The sequence below is a fragment of the Paenibacillus sp. RS8 genome (genome assembly GCF_041956825.1).
Classification (GTDB): Bacteria; Bacillota; Bacilli; order Paenibacillales; family Paenibacillaceae; genus Paenibacillus_AQ.
Genome location: NZ_CP168131.1, coordinates 6,187,684 through 6,205,404 on the forward strand (window position 1 = coordinate 6,187,684; position 17,721 = coordinate 6,205,404).

The following is a 17,721-nucleotide window of genomic DNA, read 5'->3' on the forward strand; positions in this document are numbered from 1 at the left end:
CTAGTTCTATGAGCTGACAGCTTCCGTCTTATAGTTCCAATCACGTACATCAGTGAAACGACCCTTTATCGCAGCTGCAGCAGCCATAGCTGGGGATACCAGATGCGTGCGTCCACCGCGACCTTGACGTCCTTCAAAGTTACGGTTCGAGGTAGATGCACAGCGTTGCCCAGGTTGCAGTACATCAGGGTTCATCGCAAGGCACATGCTGCATCCCGCTTCGCGCCATTCAAAGCCCGCGTCAGTAAAGATTTTATCAAGCCCTTCCTTCTCAGCCTGCATTTTAACACGACCAGAACCAGGAACAACAATGGCAGTAACCTTGTCAGATACCTTATGGCCTTTTGCTACCACGGCAGCTGCTCTCAAATCTTCGATCCGTCCGTTAGTACAAGAACCGATAAATACATAATCAATTGGAATTTCAGAAATAGGAGTTCCAGGAGTCAAATCCATATATTCAAGCGCTTTTTCAGCAGCTTTGCGTTCATTTTCAGTGGTAAAGTCAGCCGGATTTGGCACGCTAGAGTTGATATCTGTACCCATGCCCGGGCTAGTACCCCAAGTCACTTGTGGAATCAATGTCTCCACATCGAATTCAACAACCGTATCATACTGAGCACCTTCGTCACTAACAAGACTCTTCCATCCTTCAACAGCAGCGTCATAAGCTTCGCCTTGCGGCACATATTGACGTCCACGCAGATAGTTAAAAGTAGTTTCGTCAGGAGCGATCAAGCCGGCTCTTGCTCCGCCTTCGATCGACATGTTGCAGACGGTCATACGTTCTTCCATCGACAACTCACGAATAGCTTCACCTGTGTATTCAATTACATAACCTGTTGCAAAATCAGTACCATATTTAGCAATAACACCAAGGATCATATCCTTTGCTGTTACACCAGGATTTCTTTTACCAGTAAAGCGTACTTCCATTGTTTTAGCTTTGGATTGCTGCAAACATTGGGTAGCCATTACATGTTCAACTTCGCTTGTTCCGATACCAAAGGCCAGCGCACCGAATGCACCATGTGTAGAGGTATGGCTATCACCACAAACGATAGTTTTACCAGGGTGAGTCAAGCCGATCTCAGGACCCATTACGTGAACAACACCTTGATCAATATCATTTAGGTCGAACAATCTCACACCAAAATCAGCACAGTTTTTAGAAAGTGTATCGATTTGTTGCTTGGAAATTGGATCTTTAATGTTAAAACGGTCCTTGGTAGGAACGTTGTGATCCATTGTAGCGAAAGTCAGTTCAGGACGGCGAACCTTGCGGTTACTGAGGCGAAGTCCTTCAAACGCTTGTGGAGAAGTTACTTCATGAACCAAATGAAGATCGATATAAATAATGCTAGGCTTACCTTCCTCTTGATGAATAACATGATTATCCCAAATCTTCTCAAACATTGTCTTGTTGCTCATAATTTCACCTCATTAATAGAATCGTTCATTGGAAGAGAGCGTGGAGTCTCTCTTGAATGATCTAAATATAACATCACCATCTTTATAATTCCAAGATATGATATCTATAGAAGTGATAGGTTCAACCTATAAGATTGAAGACGTTTTTTTCTGAGACCCTAGTAAGCCCACTCCTTAGACGAATGCCCTTCATACTATATCGGGTCCTAGTTGTTGAAATGCAATGCATTTGTTAGCTCAGAAGGAGTTGGAACAATTGAAGTCAGGAACGAGACTTACCGGGCGAGTTATTTTCAAAGGTGATCAAGGGTATGAAACGGCACGTAAGAATTGGGATCCGCATACTGACAAATTCCCGAAAGTGTTTGTTTTCGCACAAAAAACACAAGATGTTGCGAACGCCATAAAATGGGCTAACGAGAATAAAGTCCCCATCCGTGCAAGAAGCGGTAGACATTCTCTGGAAGTTAATCTTTCACAGGTCACCGGAGGAATTGTCATCGATGTAAGTGAAATGAAGAAAATCAAACTAAATAAAAAATCAGGAACTGTTGTTGTGGGTACCGGAAATACAGTGGGGAGAATTGCACACACGCTTGCTGGGCAAGGATATATGGCTCCATTCGGCGATAGCCCTACGGTTGGAATCGGAGGCATCACCCTAGGCGGGGGTATCGGGCCGCTCCAGCGAACCGTGGGCCTTGTTAGTGATAATCTAATCGAACTCGAAATGGTTGATGCCAAAGGGAAAATTATTCGTGCCAATAAGAATAGTAACTCTGATCTCCTCTGGGCTTCACGCGGAGGTGGCGGGGGGAATTTCGGAGTTTACACCAGTTACAAATTCAAAGTACGTCCAGCTCCAGCTTCGGCTACCGTTTTTCGTATCACCTGGCCTTGGGATCAGTTCGAGAAGGTATTCAAAGCTTGGCAACTCTGGGCTCCTTCCGTTAATACCAAGTTGGGCAGTGAATTATCCATTGGTCCGAAAAAAGGCGGTAATGTCACTATGACGGGGCTGTTCCTCGGATCAAAAGCTGAGGCTTCTCGCCTCTTAAAGCCCGTTACGAGCGTAGGAACGCCTACGAATCAAATTATCCGTTCTTTGCCCTATACAAAAGTAGTGAGTTTTATGTTAGCGCCCGATCCAGTGCTAACTCAAAGAGTCAGCAACCAGTTCTCCAGCGGTTTCGTAAGAAAACCCTTCCCGGACAAGGCAATTAAGTCCATGCGTGAATTCTTAGAGAAAGTGGAGGGAGAGTTCGCAGGTTTCTTTTTCCTCAACTGGGGTGGAGCTGTGAGCCGTAAGTCACCCAAATCTACAGCCTTCTACTGGCGTAAAGCGAAATTCTATGTAGAGTGGAATAGCTCATGGATCAAGAAATCGGAAGCTGCCAGAAATATATTCGTAGTACGAAATACACGTCGGAAGCTGCAGCCATTTATCGTGGGGAGCTACATCAACGTTCCAGACCAGGGAATTAAAAATTCCGGAACAGTATATTATGGAGCGAACTATCCTAGATTACGGAGAGTCAAAGCTAAATATGACCCGGGAAATATATTTAACAACCCTCAAAGCATCTCTCCAGCCCGCAAAGTATAGTATAGTAAGACGTAATAAGATAGCATAGAAATTAGACCGGCAAACATAAAGGACTCCAGCGATTACTGGTAAACCACACCTTCCTATTTGCCGGTCAGAGCGTTCGTGCACGAACTCACATGCGAACCTATATAAAACTTCAACTTCATAGGTTATACTTATAAGTAAAAACAATCTCCCAAAGGAGTTTATACATGGAACTGAGACAACTACAATATGTACTGCAAATCGCAGCCGAAAAAAACTTCTCCCGAGCAGCGGACAAGCTGCACATTGCCCAACCATCACTCAGTCAGCAGCTTTCCAAGCTGGAAAAAGAGCTCGGTGTAATGCTGTTCCAGCGAAATACCAGTTCTGTTGAACTGACCTATGCTGGATCTAAATTCGTAGAGCAAGCCCAAATCATCATTGATGGCGTAGAACTGCTGCGGCAAGAAATGTCTGATATTTCTGAACTGCGTACCGGTCGAGTCGTTGTAGGCAGTATGCCGATCACTGGTGCACATTTACTACCGCATGTGCTTCCGGTTTTTAAACAAAATTATCCGGATGTAGAAATCACTCTGCTTGAAGACTCCTCCATGAACCTAGAGAAGCTTACTGCGAGTGGTCAGACTGATTTAAGCCTGCTCTCATTGCCGCTCGAAATTCCGGCTCTTGCTTACGAAGAACTGGGTGAGGAAAGGATCGATCTTGCAGTCCCACCCGAACACCCACTAGCTAAACGTAGCTTAGATGGAACTAAGACCTCTTTGGAAGAACTAAAGGACGAGCTATTTATTGTACTTAAAGAAGGTCAAGGCTTCCGCAAAATGACTATGGATCTGTGCCGAAACGCTGGCTTCGAGCCAAAAATTGTTTTTGAGAGCAATAACATGGAGACAGTTCAGTCACTGGTGGCTACTGGCATGGGGGTAACTCTTGTACCTCATTTTATCGCCCGTGCACCACGGAGTGAATTCGTGCCTGTCTACTTGCCTCTAGCTGATCCAGCCCCTAGCCGAACATTAGTCGTAGCCTATCGACGTGGACGTTATTTATCCAAGGCCGCAAAGGCTTTTGTAGAAACATTTAAATCTACGGTAGCTGAACTAACCGAGGAATAGATACTTAGCCTTTCATAACCTACTTCCAAAACATATGAAATGCCCTGATAACCAATCGTATGGTTGTCAGGGCGTTTTTTTAAGTTTGCCTTATAAAATTTTCTGTTTTATTTACGCATATTACGCTTTGTAATCAGGCGGTTCTGATCATCTGACACCCGAGCCGTACTTTCATTAACAGATCCTTTAACAATAAATGCTCCGGTATGTTCCTCCACAAATTCACGAGTCACACTATTTTGAAACTCTGCTATTTCGTTTGGATCTTGGTTCTGTGCCTGCTCAGCATTCTTGCCTTTAGTCACTTCAATCCACCTCCTAGTAACAGATTATAAGTACTTTACCCCCTCGCTTAGAGGCTAAACATAATATTTAAAGCTCTCTCATGCGAGAAATAGTTCCTTCGTTTTTCCTTTGCAATGCAACCATCTCCATGGTATTCTATTGAAAATAAGTGAAACGTGCAGACGGGACCAGTAAGAATGAGTCTAACCGCGCCTAGAGAGTAAATTCCGACAGGCTGAAAGAATTTACCGCGGTTTTCGTTCCGAATCCTACCCCCGAGCGGCCTGTGCTAAACAGGACGGATCCTCCCGTTACGAGAATGAAGTCGGATGATCCCTCATCAATGAAGGTGGTACCGCGGAAGTTAATAGCTTTCGTCCTTTGCTAAGTCTAAGGATGGGGGCTTTTTGTCGTTTTCAGGATCTATATAATACTAAGGAAGTGAACAGAAATGACGACACGAATCGTAGTCAAAATAGGCAGCAGCTCGCTGACTGGAACAGAGGGCGGTTTGAATCGCGAAGCCGTCTCCTTCTTCGCTTCAGAGATTGCCGAATTGAAGAGAAACGGCTGCGAGGTGTTATTGGTAACCTCCGGTGCTGTAGCTGCAGGCTTTCGCAGTATCGGTTACCCAACACGTCCAAAGCTACTGCATGAGAAGCAAGCAGCGGCAGCTGTAGGCCAAGTGCTGCTCATGCAGGCATATCAAGAAGCTTTTGCTGAGCATGGAATTACCACAGCACAAATTTTACTAACCCGTACCGACTTTTGTAGTCGCAGAGCCATGAATAACGCTATGATGACGGTAGATGAGCTGCTTCGCCAAGGAGCGGTGCCTGTATTTAACGAGAATGACACCGTCTCCGTAGATGAGTTGAAATTCGGCGATAATGATACTTTATCTGCGCTCGTAGCCAACCTGCTGAAAGCCAGCAGATTGCTCGTCTTAACCGACATGGATGGCTTATATAGCGGAGATCCGCGGAAACATCCCGACGCTGTTCGCTATCAGTTCGTTGATGATATTACGCCAGAGATTTATGCTATTGCCGGTGGAGCCGGCTCTAGTGTGGGAACGGGTGGTATGCGTTCAAAAATCGATGCTGCCAAGATTGCCACACGAGGTGGTGTACCTGTCTTTGTTGGAAGAGCTACCGAGCCTGGAGATTTACAACTCGCAGCGTCAGGAACGGGTCGAGGTACTTATTTTGCAACCAAGTTATCTTCCTTGCCTGTTAAAAAGCAATGGCTTGGCTTCATGTCCACCCCGCTCGGCTCCCTTTACATTGACGAAGGAGCCGTTGAAGCGTTGCTCCATGGCGGTCATAGTCTGCTGCCTGTCGGCGTCAAACATGTAGAAGGGAATTTTCATGCAGGTGATGTTGTAGAGGTCCTTGGACCTGACTCCAAATTGCTGGGACGCGGGATTGTGAATTACGATGACGCCCAGCTGCGCAGTATTCAAGGCTTACCAAGCCGTCAGATTGTTCCGAAGCTGGGAGAAGTACACCGGCTAGAGGTCATTCACCGTGACGAATGGATTACTTTAAGGTAAGGAAACTTGTCCATACAAAATTTAAGGAGGAATCGTCATGAGTGAAGTTGTCAATAAAACAAAATTAGCCAAGGAAACCACTGGAGTATTAGCTAGTCTAACAACCGGTCAAAAAAATGAAGCTCTCTTAGTGATGGCAGAAGCGCTACGCCGTGAAGCTCCAGCCATTATTGCTGCCAACAAGGAAGATTTGGAACGCGGGCGCCTAAGCGGCACTCCTGAGTCTATGCTTGATCGACTAGCCTTAGATGTAGGCAGAATAAACAGTATCGCTGAAGGACTTCAACAAATCGCTGTATTACCTGATCCGATTGGTGACACGCTAGAAACCATTGAGCGTCCAAATGGTCTGGGCATCCAGAAACTCCGTGTTCCACTCGGTGTCATCGGGATCATCTATGAAGCACGCCCAAACGTAACTGTTGATGCTGCTGGTCTGTGTCTTAAGACGGGTAACGCTGTTGTGCTGCGCGGTGGCTCCTCCGCTCTGTCCTCTAACCGAAAAATTGTCGAGGTGCTTCACCAAGCGCTAGCAGGGACTTCAATGCCGAAAAATGCACTTCAGCTGATCGAGGATCCCAACCGTTCCTCCGTTGATGAAATGCTTAAGCTCAACGGACTACTTGATGTAATTATCCCCCGTGGAGGTAGTTCTCTGATTCAAAATGTTGTGCTTAACGCAACCGTGCCTGTTATTGAAACAGGTGCAGGCATCTGCCATACTTATCTCGACGCAAGCGCCTTGCCAGAAATGGCACAGAACATTAGCTTGAATGCCAAAGCACAACGCCCTTCGGTCTGCAATGCCATGGAGACGCTGCTCGTTCATCGGGATTTCGCAAAAGAGTATTTGCTTTCATTAGCCGAAGCTTTCCGTGAGGTTAAGGTTGAATTGAGAGGCTGTCAGGAAACAATATCTTATGTCCCATGGGCATTACCTGCAACATTAGAGGACTATGCTACAGAATATAACGATTATATCTTGAATATCAAAATCGTCAGCGATTTAGATGAAGCTATGCAGCATATCGCCCAGTATGGAACGAAGCACTCGGAATGTATCGTAACAGAAGATCCGGATAACGCTTCACGCTTCTTACAGGAAGTAGATGCTGCAGCTGTTTACCACAATGCTTCCACCCGCTTCACAGACGGCTTTGAATTTGGATTTGGTGCAGAGATCGGCATTAGTACACAGAAACTCCATGCTCGTGGACCAATGGGTCTACCTGCCCTTACTTCAACCAAATATAAGATTTATGGAACAGGTCAAATACGAGGCTAGTGTCCACGTATCTGTTTTCAATTACACCACTTTAGGAGGATTTTAGCCATGTGTCAGCAACCTTCCATTCCACTAATGAATCATAATATTGTATTTTATGGCGCTGGCTCCATGGCAGAAGCCATCGTTCGCGGGATGATTAGCCGCAGTATCGTGAAATCCGATAATGTTATTATGCTTAACCGCAGCAGTAGTGAACGTCTGGCAGAGCTAAGAAGTCGTTACGGCGTAATCGGTACAAATGATCCTGAACAAAAAACAGATTATCTACGGAACTCACCAGTAATTGTGTTAGCAATGAAGCCAAAAGATGCTGCCGAAGCGCTACGCGGATTAAGTCCTCTTCTTTCTCCAGATCAGATCATAGTTTCTGTAATCGCTGGGCTGTCCATTCGAACGATGCAAGGTCTGCTTGGTAAAGAGCAACCCATCGTCCGCACAATGCCGAATACTTCTAGTTCTATTGGTCTTGGTGCCACCGGCATTGCCTTTTCCAAGGAAGTAGATGAGAAAGGTCGACGCCTTGCACTCAACATCTTTGAAGCTGTCGGACTTACAACAGTCATAGACGAAGAACGCATGGAAACCTTGACGGGTATTTCCGGCAGTGGACCTGCCTATATTTATTATATGATGGAGGCAATGATCGCTGCTGGTATACGAGGCGGACTGCCGCTTGATCAAAGCACGCAGTTAACCGTCCAAACGGTTCTAGGTGCTGCCAGAATGGTACAGCAAACGGGTGAAGATCCAGCTGCACTTCGCAAGAAGGTCACTTCCCCGAATGGTTCTACACAAGCAGCAATAGAAGTACTAGAGCAAGGAGAATTCTTTGAAACTGTCATTGCAGCAGTAAATCGATGTGCCGAACGTTCCCGTGAAATGGGCGCTGCGCTTGAGAAAGAGCTGCATTCCTAACTAAAAAGATCGCTCCCAGACCACATTGGTCAGGAAGCGATCTTTTTTCAAATTAAACTTAGATTAACTGGTCACAACATTTCCATAAGTATCTCGAACAATCACTTTAACATTAGCCGGAGCCCCAACAGTCACGTCCAGTGTGTTCCGAGAATTATCGAATAGCAGGTCTCTAGGAGTTTCCCCTAAAATGATGTATAGCGTATTCCCAACATGCTTAGTTTGAAGCAGCTGCTGCTCTTGTGCTTCTTGTAGCTTTCCTTTATTTGAAAAATAACTTCCAAATACATTTAGCTCGTTTCCACCCGTTTGATCCACTTTAATTCCATAAGGCTCGGCAGCTTGAATAATGATGGTACTAACGCCATCTGGAACGGCTCCTTTCCAATCTGGCAATGCGTAACTTTCTTGCACAGCTGAAACGGTACGGCGAAATTCCTGTGTTAATCCTAAAGAACTAAATGCTGCAAAAACTAGACAACATACTGCTATAAAACCAACGAACAGAACACTTAGCACGTCATAATACATTTTTCCTTTTCCACGAAACCATAAAGTGTATATTACAATTTCTAAGCCTAATAATATAAAAATAATCGGCCACCAAGCTAACGTCGTCTCGAACACCTCCGCGCCTCTCCACTGCGAGACCATAATTAGTGCTCCCAGAAATAAAAGACTCAGTCCCATCGACAACGTTCCTACACGCCAGCGCCTTGTTTTATCTTCCGTGACTGGACGCTCATTTGGAACAATGACTCCCTGCTGTATTTCTATCGGATTATTCAAGAGTGACCACCCGTCCCTTTTCTTCCTTTATTATTTTTACTTCCCGCCATCAGCTTCAAACCACCGCCAATCAATAGCACGGATACAATAATGGTCCTGAAATATTCATTGACTCTATACTCCAAACGCCATTCAGGAAATCTGATATCAAGTGCGGGAACTGCGACATTCACTACAATGTAATACAGCCCTAGACACATCAGAGCAGCTCCAAGCCATCCTTGATGATTTAAAAATCCTTCTATGACTGGCTTATCCTGTAAAGGCTCACGTCCATGTCGGCTGACAAGCTGTAAACCATCGAATAAACTGTAAAACCAAATGACTGGAATGAGGAAGAATAGCAGCGTTAAACGCAGTAGGTCCATGACATAAATACTCCCGAGGAATAGTAACATGAGCTGTAATCCTCTTTTTTGCAGCCCTAGATACATTTGTCCGGCACCCGGAAAAGCAGAAAGCAGTGTAGCCAAAACTTTGCTACGGCGCCCCTCCTCACGACCAGCCTCCATCTCTTCGAATAAGGTACGATCTACCATTTCTTCTCCAGCTTGCTTGCGATGGATTAACTGAACCGCATCAAACATACAATATAACCAAATCACTGGTAATACGCCAAACAGGAGAAGGAAAACATCACTTGACGTAATCCCTGCCAGGAATAACATCACGGTCATGAAACCGAAGAAAGAAATAAGGAAAGACAATCCTCGCTGCATCAACCCCATATGAAAATGACCCAATCCTGGAATGAACGATAATAAAATTACATGTACACGCTCATTATCGTCTGTCTTAACGGGCATTGAAGAATAATCAAAATTCGATCCATCTGGAGTCATTACCGGAGTAGGCATCTGCAGCATTTTAACCACCAGATGCACCATCGAAACCGTCCCGATGAGCAGGAACCCCATCACACCCATTATTAGAATATCCTCGGCACCTTCAGCCACAGCTATTAAGAACGACATAAATAAGATGCCAAAGCTTAACAGAAGATAAGCAATTCCCTGTGGACGTTTTCCCATATAATAATGACCTGCTCCAGGAATCAAATTAAGAAAAAAAGCTTTTAATTTACTACGCTGCTGTTGCATGTTTCATTTCTCCTCTCATCACTTTCTGCTGCCCATTAGCTGATCCAACCATCCGCTAGTTGCCTGTATGACTTGCTCGCTAAATGATAGGGAATTATCTTTTTTAGGGATCATTAGCTCCATTTGACCTGTGTGCAGCTTATCAAACATACCTGATGACATAATCAACAGTGTAAGTGACGCGGCAACCGCATAATGAAAAATTGTCTTTTCGTACCAGCGATATCGCCGCCCCCCCTGTTCAACTGTCACTTGATCCAATGCTGCTGAAGATTCGGTCATTTTTGCCCAATCAGCCATAATTCTCTCTGTAAAAACAGACGAATTCTCCAATGAAGGCAGATCCTCCTGTAGCTCATCCAGCATTTCCATATAGGAAGTAAACGTTTCTTCATCTTCCAACAGCAATCGTTCCCAATCTTCTCTGATCGTTTCTTCCATGTGACCTTCAACATACGCTTTTGCTTGTTCACGTTGGTTTGGATCTTCTCCACGCTTCATCATAGCCATTCGTCCTCCTTCCAATGGTTTCGAATCCATTGTCTCGCCCTATATAATCTGGATTCTACCGTCTTCAGTGAAATTCCCTGCTCTGCAGCAATCTGATCATATTTTTTATGTTCCAGATAATAAGCCACCATAATTCCACGATGAGTTTCTGGCAGGCTATTAATTTCACTGAGCAGCCGATCCATCCGATCACGGCGTACAACACCTGACAACACATCCTCCTCGTTGGAAGCAGTCTGGCTTAGTACAAGCTCATAGTCAACAGGCAGTTCCCTAAGTCGCTCACGCTCACGCTTACGCTTAGCATCGATTGCCTTATTTAAGGCGATCCGTGTAATCCATGATTTCAAGCCTTGAAAACGGTAGTCAGGGAGAGATTTGTACATTTGTAAAAAAGCTTCCTGAGCAGCATCTTCCGCCATCTTGGCATCGCGTAATACAGAATAAGTAATTTTGTAAATTTGCTGACTGTATGTATTTACAAATTGGCGGAACGCATCTTCGTCACCTTGGCAAATCTGCCGAATTAATACCTCTTCTTCAATGACTCTCCCCTCCTTCCCACAGCAATAGACGCCATCGATTACAACTACCCCTGCATTTTTTTATAAAAATATTAAAAAAACCGCACTGACTTTAGCGATGGGCTAAAGCAATGCGGTTCTCTCCTGAGCAAGCTATCTTCCGCCATTGCGGAATTTTTGCGTATAGTTCTTAACATCCTGAGCGTTCTTGACCCGGTTGCGGGCCCATTCCAGCAATATTCGATCAATATAACGGAAATGAACCTTTCCTGCAAATACAGATTCCTTCAGTGCTAACAGAATCAGCTCCTCGGGATACCGGTCTTGATCCACCCAACTAGATATCGTCTCACATTCCATTGGAGATAGCGGACGTCCGAATTCCTTTTCGAAAATACTGAACAGATTTCGGCTTTCCTCTTCAGCTCCAAGTTGAGAAGGAGATGAGGGGGGCTTTCCGCCGAATCCACCCCCTGAAGCAGCCCGCGGTGCCGAGGTTGCATAGCCCCCTGCGTGCTTATCTTGCTCATGCTCTTGCACAACTGTCGCTAGATAAGCACCAAGCTTTCCGTATAAACCTGAGAAGTTGTAGCGTTCATAATGGATGTCTCTTAGTTCATCGTTGTCTCCATCGATACTAATGAAACCTTCCTTCATAAGCTTCTGCAATTCTCCTGCTAGAACAGATATGCTACGGCCTGTTACGACCTGAAGCTCCTCAAGCGAAGGGAAGTCAATCCCTTCCACCTGCCTGAAAGAAAGCAGATGGATCAGCAGCATGGCCTCACTTCCGCTTAAATTCAGCTTCCGGTAATACTTCAGTAATGCATAAGGTATGACGGCCATTCCGTTCTCCAGACCGAAGGAGACGCCTTCGCCCCAGGTACTCCATCCTTTGCCGTCCATGAACGTCCCCCTTCAAATATAAGAACTTATGGGTAGAGACGGTACAGCGTACGTGGGAATGGAATAGTCTCACGTACATGGTCAAGGCCACAGATCCAAGCTACAGTACGCTCAAGTCCAAGTCCAAAACCAGAGTGAGGTACAGATCCGTAAGTACGCAGATCCATGTACCACTTGTAAGAGTCCATCGAAAGATTATGCTCTTTGTAACGCTCTTCAAGCAGTGCAGGATCGTCGATCCGCTGTGAGCCACCAATAATCTCTCCGTAGCCTTCTGGAGCGATCATATCCGCACACAGCACGACTTCTGGACGATTTGGATCCGGCTTCATGTAGAACGCTTTGAAAGAAGCAGGGTAATGAGTAATAAATACAGGTTTATCGTATGCTTCTGCGATTGCTGTTTCATGAGGTGCACCGAAATCATCACCCCAAGCAATATCTTCAAAGCCTTTATCGTTTAAGAACTTGATTGCATCGTCATAAGTAATCCGTGGGAATGGCGCTTTGATATTCTCCAGTTTGGAAATATCGCGACCTACTGCTTCCAACTCCGCACGGCAATTCTTCAATACGGATTGCACAACGAAGCTAATAAACTCTTCTTGTACCTTCAAGCTTTCTTCGTGATCTGTAAAGGCCATTTCTGGCTCGATCATCCAGAACTCGATTAAGTGGCGACGAGTCTTGGATTTCTCCGCACGGAAAGTTGGTCCAAAGGAATATACACGGCCCAGTGCCATTGCAGCAGCTTCCATGTACAACTGTCCACTTTGGGTCAGATAGGCATCCTCATCGAAGTACTTCGTGTGGAACAAGTTAGTAGTTCCCTCTGCCGACGTTGGTGTCAGAATCGGAGGATCTACCTTTGTAAATCCACTCTCGTTAAAGAACTGTTGGATTGCGCGAATAATTTCCGCACGAATTACCAGAACAGCACGCTGCTTCGAGGCACGAAGCCAGAGATGACGGTGATCCATCAAGAAATCTACGCCATGCTCTTTCGGAGTAATAGGATAATTCTCTGTAAGATGCAGGACTTCAATTCCAGTTACAGTCATTTCAAACCCGGACTGACTGCGAGGCTCCTCGCGAATAATTCCGGTCACATACAAAGAGCTCTCCTGCGTGAGGCTCTTAGCAGCATCCCATACCTCTTCAGGTACTTCTGATTTCACTACAACTCCCTGAATATAACCTGTACCATCGCGAAGCTGCAGGAACTGAATTTTACCACTGGAGCGCTTGTTGTTTACCCAACAACCGATAACAACGCTCTCTCCAACATGTTCATTCACGTTCTTGATTACACTCTTGTTAGCCATGCCTTCAATCTCTCCTCTAATTTAGCCGTTAATTCCTTGCACAATACGGTGTGTATCGCGTGCAATGACAAGTTCTTCGTTTGTCGGAACTACTAGCACTTGTACCTTGGAATCTACCGTAGAGATACGACGTGGATCGCCGGAACGAACTTTGTTAGCTTCAGCATCCAACTCAATACCCAGGAAAGTAAGGTTATTTAGCAGTTTCTCACGAAGCAATGAAGCATTTTCACCAACACCGGCAGTAAATACGATCGCATCTACACCGTTCATGGCAGCCGTATATGAACCGATATACTTGCGCAAGCGGTACTCATACATTTCAAAAGCTAGCGTGGAATTAGGCTCACCTTTTTCCATACCCTCAATAATATCACGCATGTCACTGCTTACGCCCGAAATTGCTAAGAGACCACTATGTTTATTCAACATGGAGTTCACTTCACCTACAGACAATTCTTCCTTGTTCATTACGTAAGGAACAATTGCTGGGTCAAGGTCACCACTGCGTGTACCCATCATCAAACCTTCCAGAGGTGTCATACCCATCGAAGTATCCACGGACACTCCGCCCTGAACTGCAGTTACACTACCACCGTTACCGATATGACAAGTAATGATCTTCAGATCTTCCAGCGGACGCTCCAAGTACTCCGCAGCAGCCTTGCTTACGAAGTCATGTGATGTACCGTGTGCGCCGTAACGACGAACTTTATATTTATTGTACAGTACTCTAGGAATAGCGTACATATAAGCTTTCTCAGGCATCGTTTGGTGGAAGGCTGTATCGAATACAACGACCTGCGGTACACCCGGCATATTTACTTCAGAAGCCGTAATCCCCATCATTGCTGCTGGGTTATGCAGTGGTGCAAGGTCAAACAATTGACGAATTTTCGTTTTTGCGTCAGCATCCACAAGTGCGGAGGCTTTGAAGAATTCACCACCATGCACTACGCGATGACCTACAGCATCAATTTCTTTAATGGATTCAATTACACCATGCTCCTTGTCTGTAAGACAAGCAAGGACTTTACGAATCGCAGTATTATGTTCCAGGATTTCGCTTACTTCTGTCACTTCCGCTTTGCCAGTCGGTTTATGGTTCAGAATAGAGGAGTCCATTCCAATACGTTCAACCAAACCTTTAGCCAAAACCGATTCATCGTTCATGTTATAGAGCTGATATTTCAAAGAAGAACTACCTGAGTTAATAACTAGAATATTCATACACGGTCACCATCCTTGTCGTACTTGAAGAAGCCTTCTCCTGATTTCATACCCAGTTGTCCTGCACGTACCATCTTCTTGAGAATTGTAGAAGGGCGGTATTTCAACTCACCGTATTCACGGAACATATTTTCAAGCGCAGCAAGAACCGAATCCAAGCCGAATCTGTCAGCCATTTCAAGCGGTCCATATTGGAATTGATAACCGATACGCATAGCATCGTCAATATCCTGTGCGGAGGCAACGCCCTCTTGCAACACATGCATAGCTTCATTGATAAACAAGCAAATGAGGCGTGATGTTACAAATCCTGGGGATTCATAAATCATTACACCTTTTTTCTCAACAATCTCATCAACAAAGGATTTTGTGTCTTCAAAAGTAGCATCTGAAGTTTTCAGACCGCGTACGATTTCAACAAGATCCACTTTAGCAACAGGATATATGAAATGCATTCCGATCACGCGTTCCGGATACATTGTAGAACTTGCAAGTTCAGTCAAGCTAAGTGTTGACGTATTGCTGGCAAGAATAATGTGATTTGGACATACTTGATCCAATTGATTTAGAATCTTTTTCTTTTCTTCCAAATCCTCAACAATGGTTTCGATGACCATATCACAAGAGCTGAGCTCTGCGAAATGTGTCACTTTTTGAATGCGGCTAAGAATCAGCTTCTTTTCTGCTTGAGTGATCGCCCATTTCTCCAATTGCTTATCTAGACTTGTCTCGATCATTTCGTAAGAGTAGTCCAGTTTTTCTGCGGTTTTCTCCACCAGCAATACATCCAGGCCTTTGGCTGCTAACATTTCAGCAATACCTTGTCCCATTGTGCCACCGCCGATGACACCTATTTTTTTGAAATTCATAAAAAAGTCTCCATCCTTTCAGGTATCTATACTTTTGTATTGTACCTTGTCTGTCGCAAAAATTTATAAAGCCCGACATATAATGATATCTTAGCATGCCTGAAAAGTAAAAAAAAATAACCAGCATAAAAATTTATGCTGGTAAAAGGACGCTGTCACGAAATTGACATCGAAATTGCTCTCCAGAGAGTACTTCTTCCTTCATTAAAATGTCAAGAGAGTAATCAAATACATTTCGTTGCTTTTCAAGGTGCTCACGAGTGCGCGTCATCAGTTCATCCAATATCTTACTATTTTCCTTCATAAGCTCTTCAGTGGTAACCATTTCCAGATTAGCAATGCCCAGCGAAGTTAATCCTGACTTCATCATCGTTTCCACAATATTCAGCGCCTGATCGAAATCAGCGCGTGAACCTGTGCTTCGTCCGCCATAATACATTTCTTCAGCCGCCGCTCCACCAAGTGCGATCATAATCTGATCTTCCAAATAATCTTTGGTGTACAAATACTGCTCTTGCTGAGGATTGTGCCGTACATATCCAAGGGCTTGCCCACGCGGAGTCAGTGTAACCTGACTGACGCTTCCAGGACGAAGGAGCTCTGCCATAATGGCATGTCCCAGTTCATGAATAGCGACCCTCTTTTTCTCTTCGTGATTGGTTTCTCGATCCGTTTTTTCACCCATCATTACCTTGTCAATCGCCATCGACAAATGCCGCTGCTCAACTTCCGTCAAGTCCTCACGCATCATATAAATCGCAGCCTCATTCATGACACTTTCCAGCTGAGCACCGGAGAAGCCATAGGCTTCTTCAGCAATTTTGTCGAGACTCACTTCTGGATGAAGAGGTTTATTCTTCGCATGTAATTCGAGAATCGATTTCCGGCCCTTCTTGTCAGGCATGTCCACTTGAATATGACGGTCGAACCGTCCAGGACGTAGCAAAGCGGAATCAAGCATTTCTTTCCGGTTTGTTGCAGCTACCAGCAGAATACGTGGTGTTTCGTTATTATAAATACCGTCCATCTCAGTCAACAGCTGATTCAAGGTCTGATCATATTCACGCTGCTGCCCGCCTTCACGTTTACCGCCAATTACGTCAATTTCATCAATGAAAATAATGGCACTCTGCTTGTTCTCCTTAACAGCGCGGCTACGGGCATCCTTGAACAAATCACGAATCCGGCCGGCCCCGACACCCACATACATTTCAACAAATTCACTACCTGATGCAGCTACGAATACGGAGTTTGTATAATGTGCAGCCGCTCTGGCCATAAGGGTCTTACCTGTTCCTGGAGGACCAGTGAGCAGAATCCCTTTTAAGGGACGAATCCCAAATTTGCTGATTTCCTCATGACGGATCAAAAAATCGAGTGCTTCACGAAGCTCTTGCTTCGCATTGTCTTGCCCGCCAATTTCTTCAAAAGTTAGCTTTGAAGGTCCTTCCTTCTTGCGTTTTTTCCCAGCACCAGCATTCACCGTAAGCCCGCCGCGCAAATGAGCAATTATAAGCAGTGCAGTAAGCATTCCAGCTGCTATAACAATTGGGAATATATTTATACCTAAAAAAGCCATGAAAATAAACAGTACAGGAATAAATCCGAGTAAAATTTCTTTTAGATACTTAGGCATTATTCCATACCCCCAAGGTCGCAGGTTTTCGCGGCAAAATAATAAATTTACTTTCTTTTCCATTGCTTAAACTAACATACACATTGTTGTCGTCGATTTCAGTAGATGCTATCACATCTTTATATTCCGAATGTTGCTCTTTTAATCTATCAAGTTCAGTAGGTATAAGAGTATATTTACGGCTCTCCATCGCTTCAGCTACAGAGAACAACGCTTTATCCCAGTAATCATCTAATAATTCATTTGAATTTTGATCCACATCGAGTTTAAGTTTACGTCCTTCAATCACTGACTTTCCTTCTTTGGATACATACGATACTAGATCACGTAAATTCGTGCCCGGCTGCAAATCAAGTTTCAAAGTGACCTCATCGCGGTTAATACTAATATGTGAATTATTTACTCCCTCATAACCGGATACAATCTTTTGGAGCGGTTCCTGTAAAGCAAACTGACGATATAAAAAGAATCCTCCGAACAATAGAGTAGCCGACAGTAGAGACGTTATCAGTACAGGTACAAGACGTAATTTCAAGAAACGTCCTCCTCTCAAAGATGACAAAATGTAAACAGAATGATCAATAAATCAAAGCTGTTAAGCGCTCATCAGAGCCTAACGTTCTCTTAATACTGTTCTAATTACAAA

The 17,721-nt window shown here is 44.6% G+C and carries 17 protein-coding genes; 5 read left to right on the top strand and 12 right to left on the bottom strand.

The features are described 5' to 3' along the window. Positions 1–6 precede the first annotated feature (6 nt). Positions 7–1,431: a 3-isopropylmalate dehydratase large subunit gene (leuC, locus tag ACDZ28_RS29100; protein ID WP_042129465.1), complete on the bottom strand. Its 1,425-nt coding sequence runs from the start codon at positions 1,429–1,431 to the stop codon at positions 7–9. 223 nt (positions 1,432–1,654) lie between these two features. Between leuC and ACDZ28_RS29105 the strand changes: the two genes are divergently transcribed. Both ACDZ28_RS29105 and ACDZ28_RS29110 read left to right on the top strand, forming a co-directional pair. Further along, the gene (locus ACDZ28_RS29105) at positions 1,655–3,037 is read left to right on the top strand and encodes an FAD-binding oxidoreductase (RefSeq protein ID WP_042129467.1); all 1,383 of its coding nucleotides are present in this window, start codon (positions 1,655–1,657) and stop codon (positions 3,035–3,037) included. 194 nt (positions 3,038–3,231) lie between these two features. Then, positions 3,232–4,143 carry a LysR family transcriptional regulator gene (locus ACDZ28_RS29110; protein WP_339287393.1) on the top strand — a complete coding sequence of 304 codons (912 nt, stop codon included), beginning with the start codon at positions 3,232–3,234 and terminating at the stop codon, positions 4,141–4,143. A gap of 107 nt (positions 4,144–4,250) precedes the next feature. On the opposite strand, the gene ACDZ28_RS29115 is transcribed toward ACDZ28_RS29110, so the two are convergent. After that, complete coding sequence (locus ACDZ28_RS29115; protein ID WP_375103435.1) at positions 4,251–4,448, bottom strand: hypothetical protein; 198 nt, start codon at positions 4,446–4,448, stop codon at positions 4,251–4,253. A gap of 431 nt (positions 4,449–4,879) precedes the next feature. Here ACDZ28_RS29115 and proB point away from each other — a divergent pair, with 431 nt between their 5' ends. The 3 genes from proB to proC are packed head-to-tail and all read left to right on the top strand — an operon-like array spanning position 4,880 to position 8,186. Next, a complete protein-coding gene (gene proB / locus ACDZ28_RS29120) occupies positions 4,880–5,983 on the top strand; it encodes a glutamate 5-kinase (protein ID WP_042129472.1) in 1,104 nt (367 codons plus the stop codon). Between the two features lie 37 nt (positions 5,984–6,020). Next, on the top strand, positions 6,021–7,268 hold the full coding sequence (locus ACDZ28_RS29125; RefSeq protein ID WP_042129474.1) for a glutamate-5-semialdehyde dehydrogenase: 1,248 nt from the start codon (positions 6,021–6,023) through the stop codon (positions 7,266–7,268). A 48-nt stretch (positions 7,269–7,316) separates the two neighbouring features. Continuing rightward, positions 7,317–8,186 (top strand): pyrroline-5-carboxylate reductase, encoded by an 870-nt coding sequence (gene proC / locus ACDZ28_RS29130; RefSeq protein WP_042129476.1) that lies wholly within the window; start codon positions 7,317–7,319, stop codon positions 8,184–8,186. Between the two features lie 63 nt (positions 8,187–8,249). Here proC and ACDZ28_RS29135 read toward each other — a convergent pair whose 3' ends face one another. From ACDZ28_RS29135 to ACDZ28_RS29180, 10 genes are all read right to left on the bottom strand, one after another. After that, a complete protein-coding gene (locus ACDZ28_RS29135; RefSeq protein ID WP_052414664.1) occupies positions 8,250–8,975 on the bottom strand; it encodes a hypothetical protein in 726 nt (241 codons plus the stop codon). Continuing rightward, positions 8,972–10,075, bottom strand: coding sequence for a hypothetical protein (locus ACDZ28_RS29140; RefSeq protein ID WP_375103436.1), 1,104 nt, complete (start codon positions 10,073–10,075; stop codon positions 8,972–8,974). Before ACDZ28_RS29140 ends, ACDZ28_RS29135 begins: the two co-directional genes overlap by 4 nt. 18 nt (positions 10,076–10,093) lie before the next feature. Then, on the bottom strand, positions 10,094–10,585 hold the full coding sequence (locus ACDZ28_RS29145) for a hypothetical protein (protein WP_375103437.1): 492 nt from the start codon (positions 10,583–10,585) through the stop codon (positions 10,094–10,096). Next, on the bottom strand, positions 10,576–11,169 hold the full coding sequence (locus tag ACDZ28_RS29150) for an RNA polymerase sigma factor (protein WP_375105434.1): 594 nt from the start codon (positions 11,167–11,169) through the stop codon (positions 10,576–10,578). The genes ACDZ28_RS29145 and ACDZ28_RS29150 overlap by 10 nt, the downstream gene beginning before the upstream one ends. 93 nt (positions 11,170–11,262) lie before the next feature. Next, positions 11,263–12,015 (bottom strand): DnaD domain-containing protein, encoded by a 753-nt coding sequence (locus ACDZ28_RS29155; protein ID WP_042129483.1) that lies wholly within the window; start codon positions 12,013–12,015, stop codon positions 11,263–11,265. Positions 12,016–12,041: 26 nt separating this feature from the next. Continuing rightward, entirely contained in the window at positions 12,042–13,340 is a 1,299-nt protein-coding gene (gene asnS, locus ACDZ28_RS29160) for an asparagine--tRNA ligase (protein WP_036676308.1), read from the bottom strand. 21 nt (positions 13,341–13,361) lie between these two features. Beyond that, positions 13,362–14,570, bottom strand: coding sequence for an acetate/propionate family kinase (locus ACDZ28_RS29165; protein WP_042129486.1), 1,209 nt, complete (start codon positions 14,568–14,570; stop codon positions 13,362–13,364). Then, positions 14,567–15,439: a 3-hydroxyacyl-CoA dehydrogenase family protein gene (locus tag ACDZ28_RS29170; protein WP_042129488.1), complete on the bottom strand. Its 873-nt coding sequence runs from the start codon at positions 15,437–15,439 to the stop codon at positions 14,567–14,569. The genes ACDZ28_RS29165 and ACDZ28_RS29170 overlap by 4 nt, the downstream gene beginning before the upstream one ends. A 133-nt stretch (positions 15,440–15,572) precedes the next feature. After that, positions 15,573–17,075, bottom strand: coding sequence for an AAA family ATPase (locus ACDZ28_RS29175; RefSeq protein WP_375103438.1), 1,503 nt, complete (start codon positions 17,073–17,075; stop codon positions 15,573–15,575). Next, positions 17,068–17,610, bottom strand: a complete 543-nt coding sequence (locus ACDZ28_RS29180) for a hypothetical protein (RefSeq protein ID WP_375103439.1) — start codon at positions 17,608–17,610, stop codon at positions 17,068–17,070. The genes ACDZ28_RS29175 and ACDZ28_RS29180 overlap by 8 nt, the downstream gene beginning before the upstream one ends. Positions 17,611–17,721: the final 111 nt, after the last annotated feature.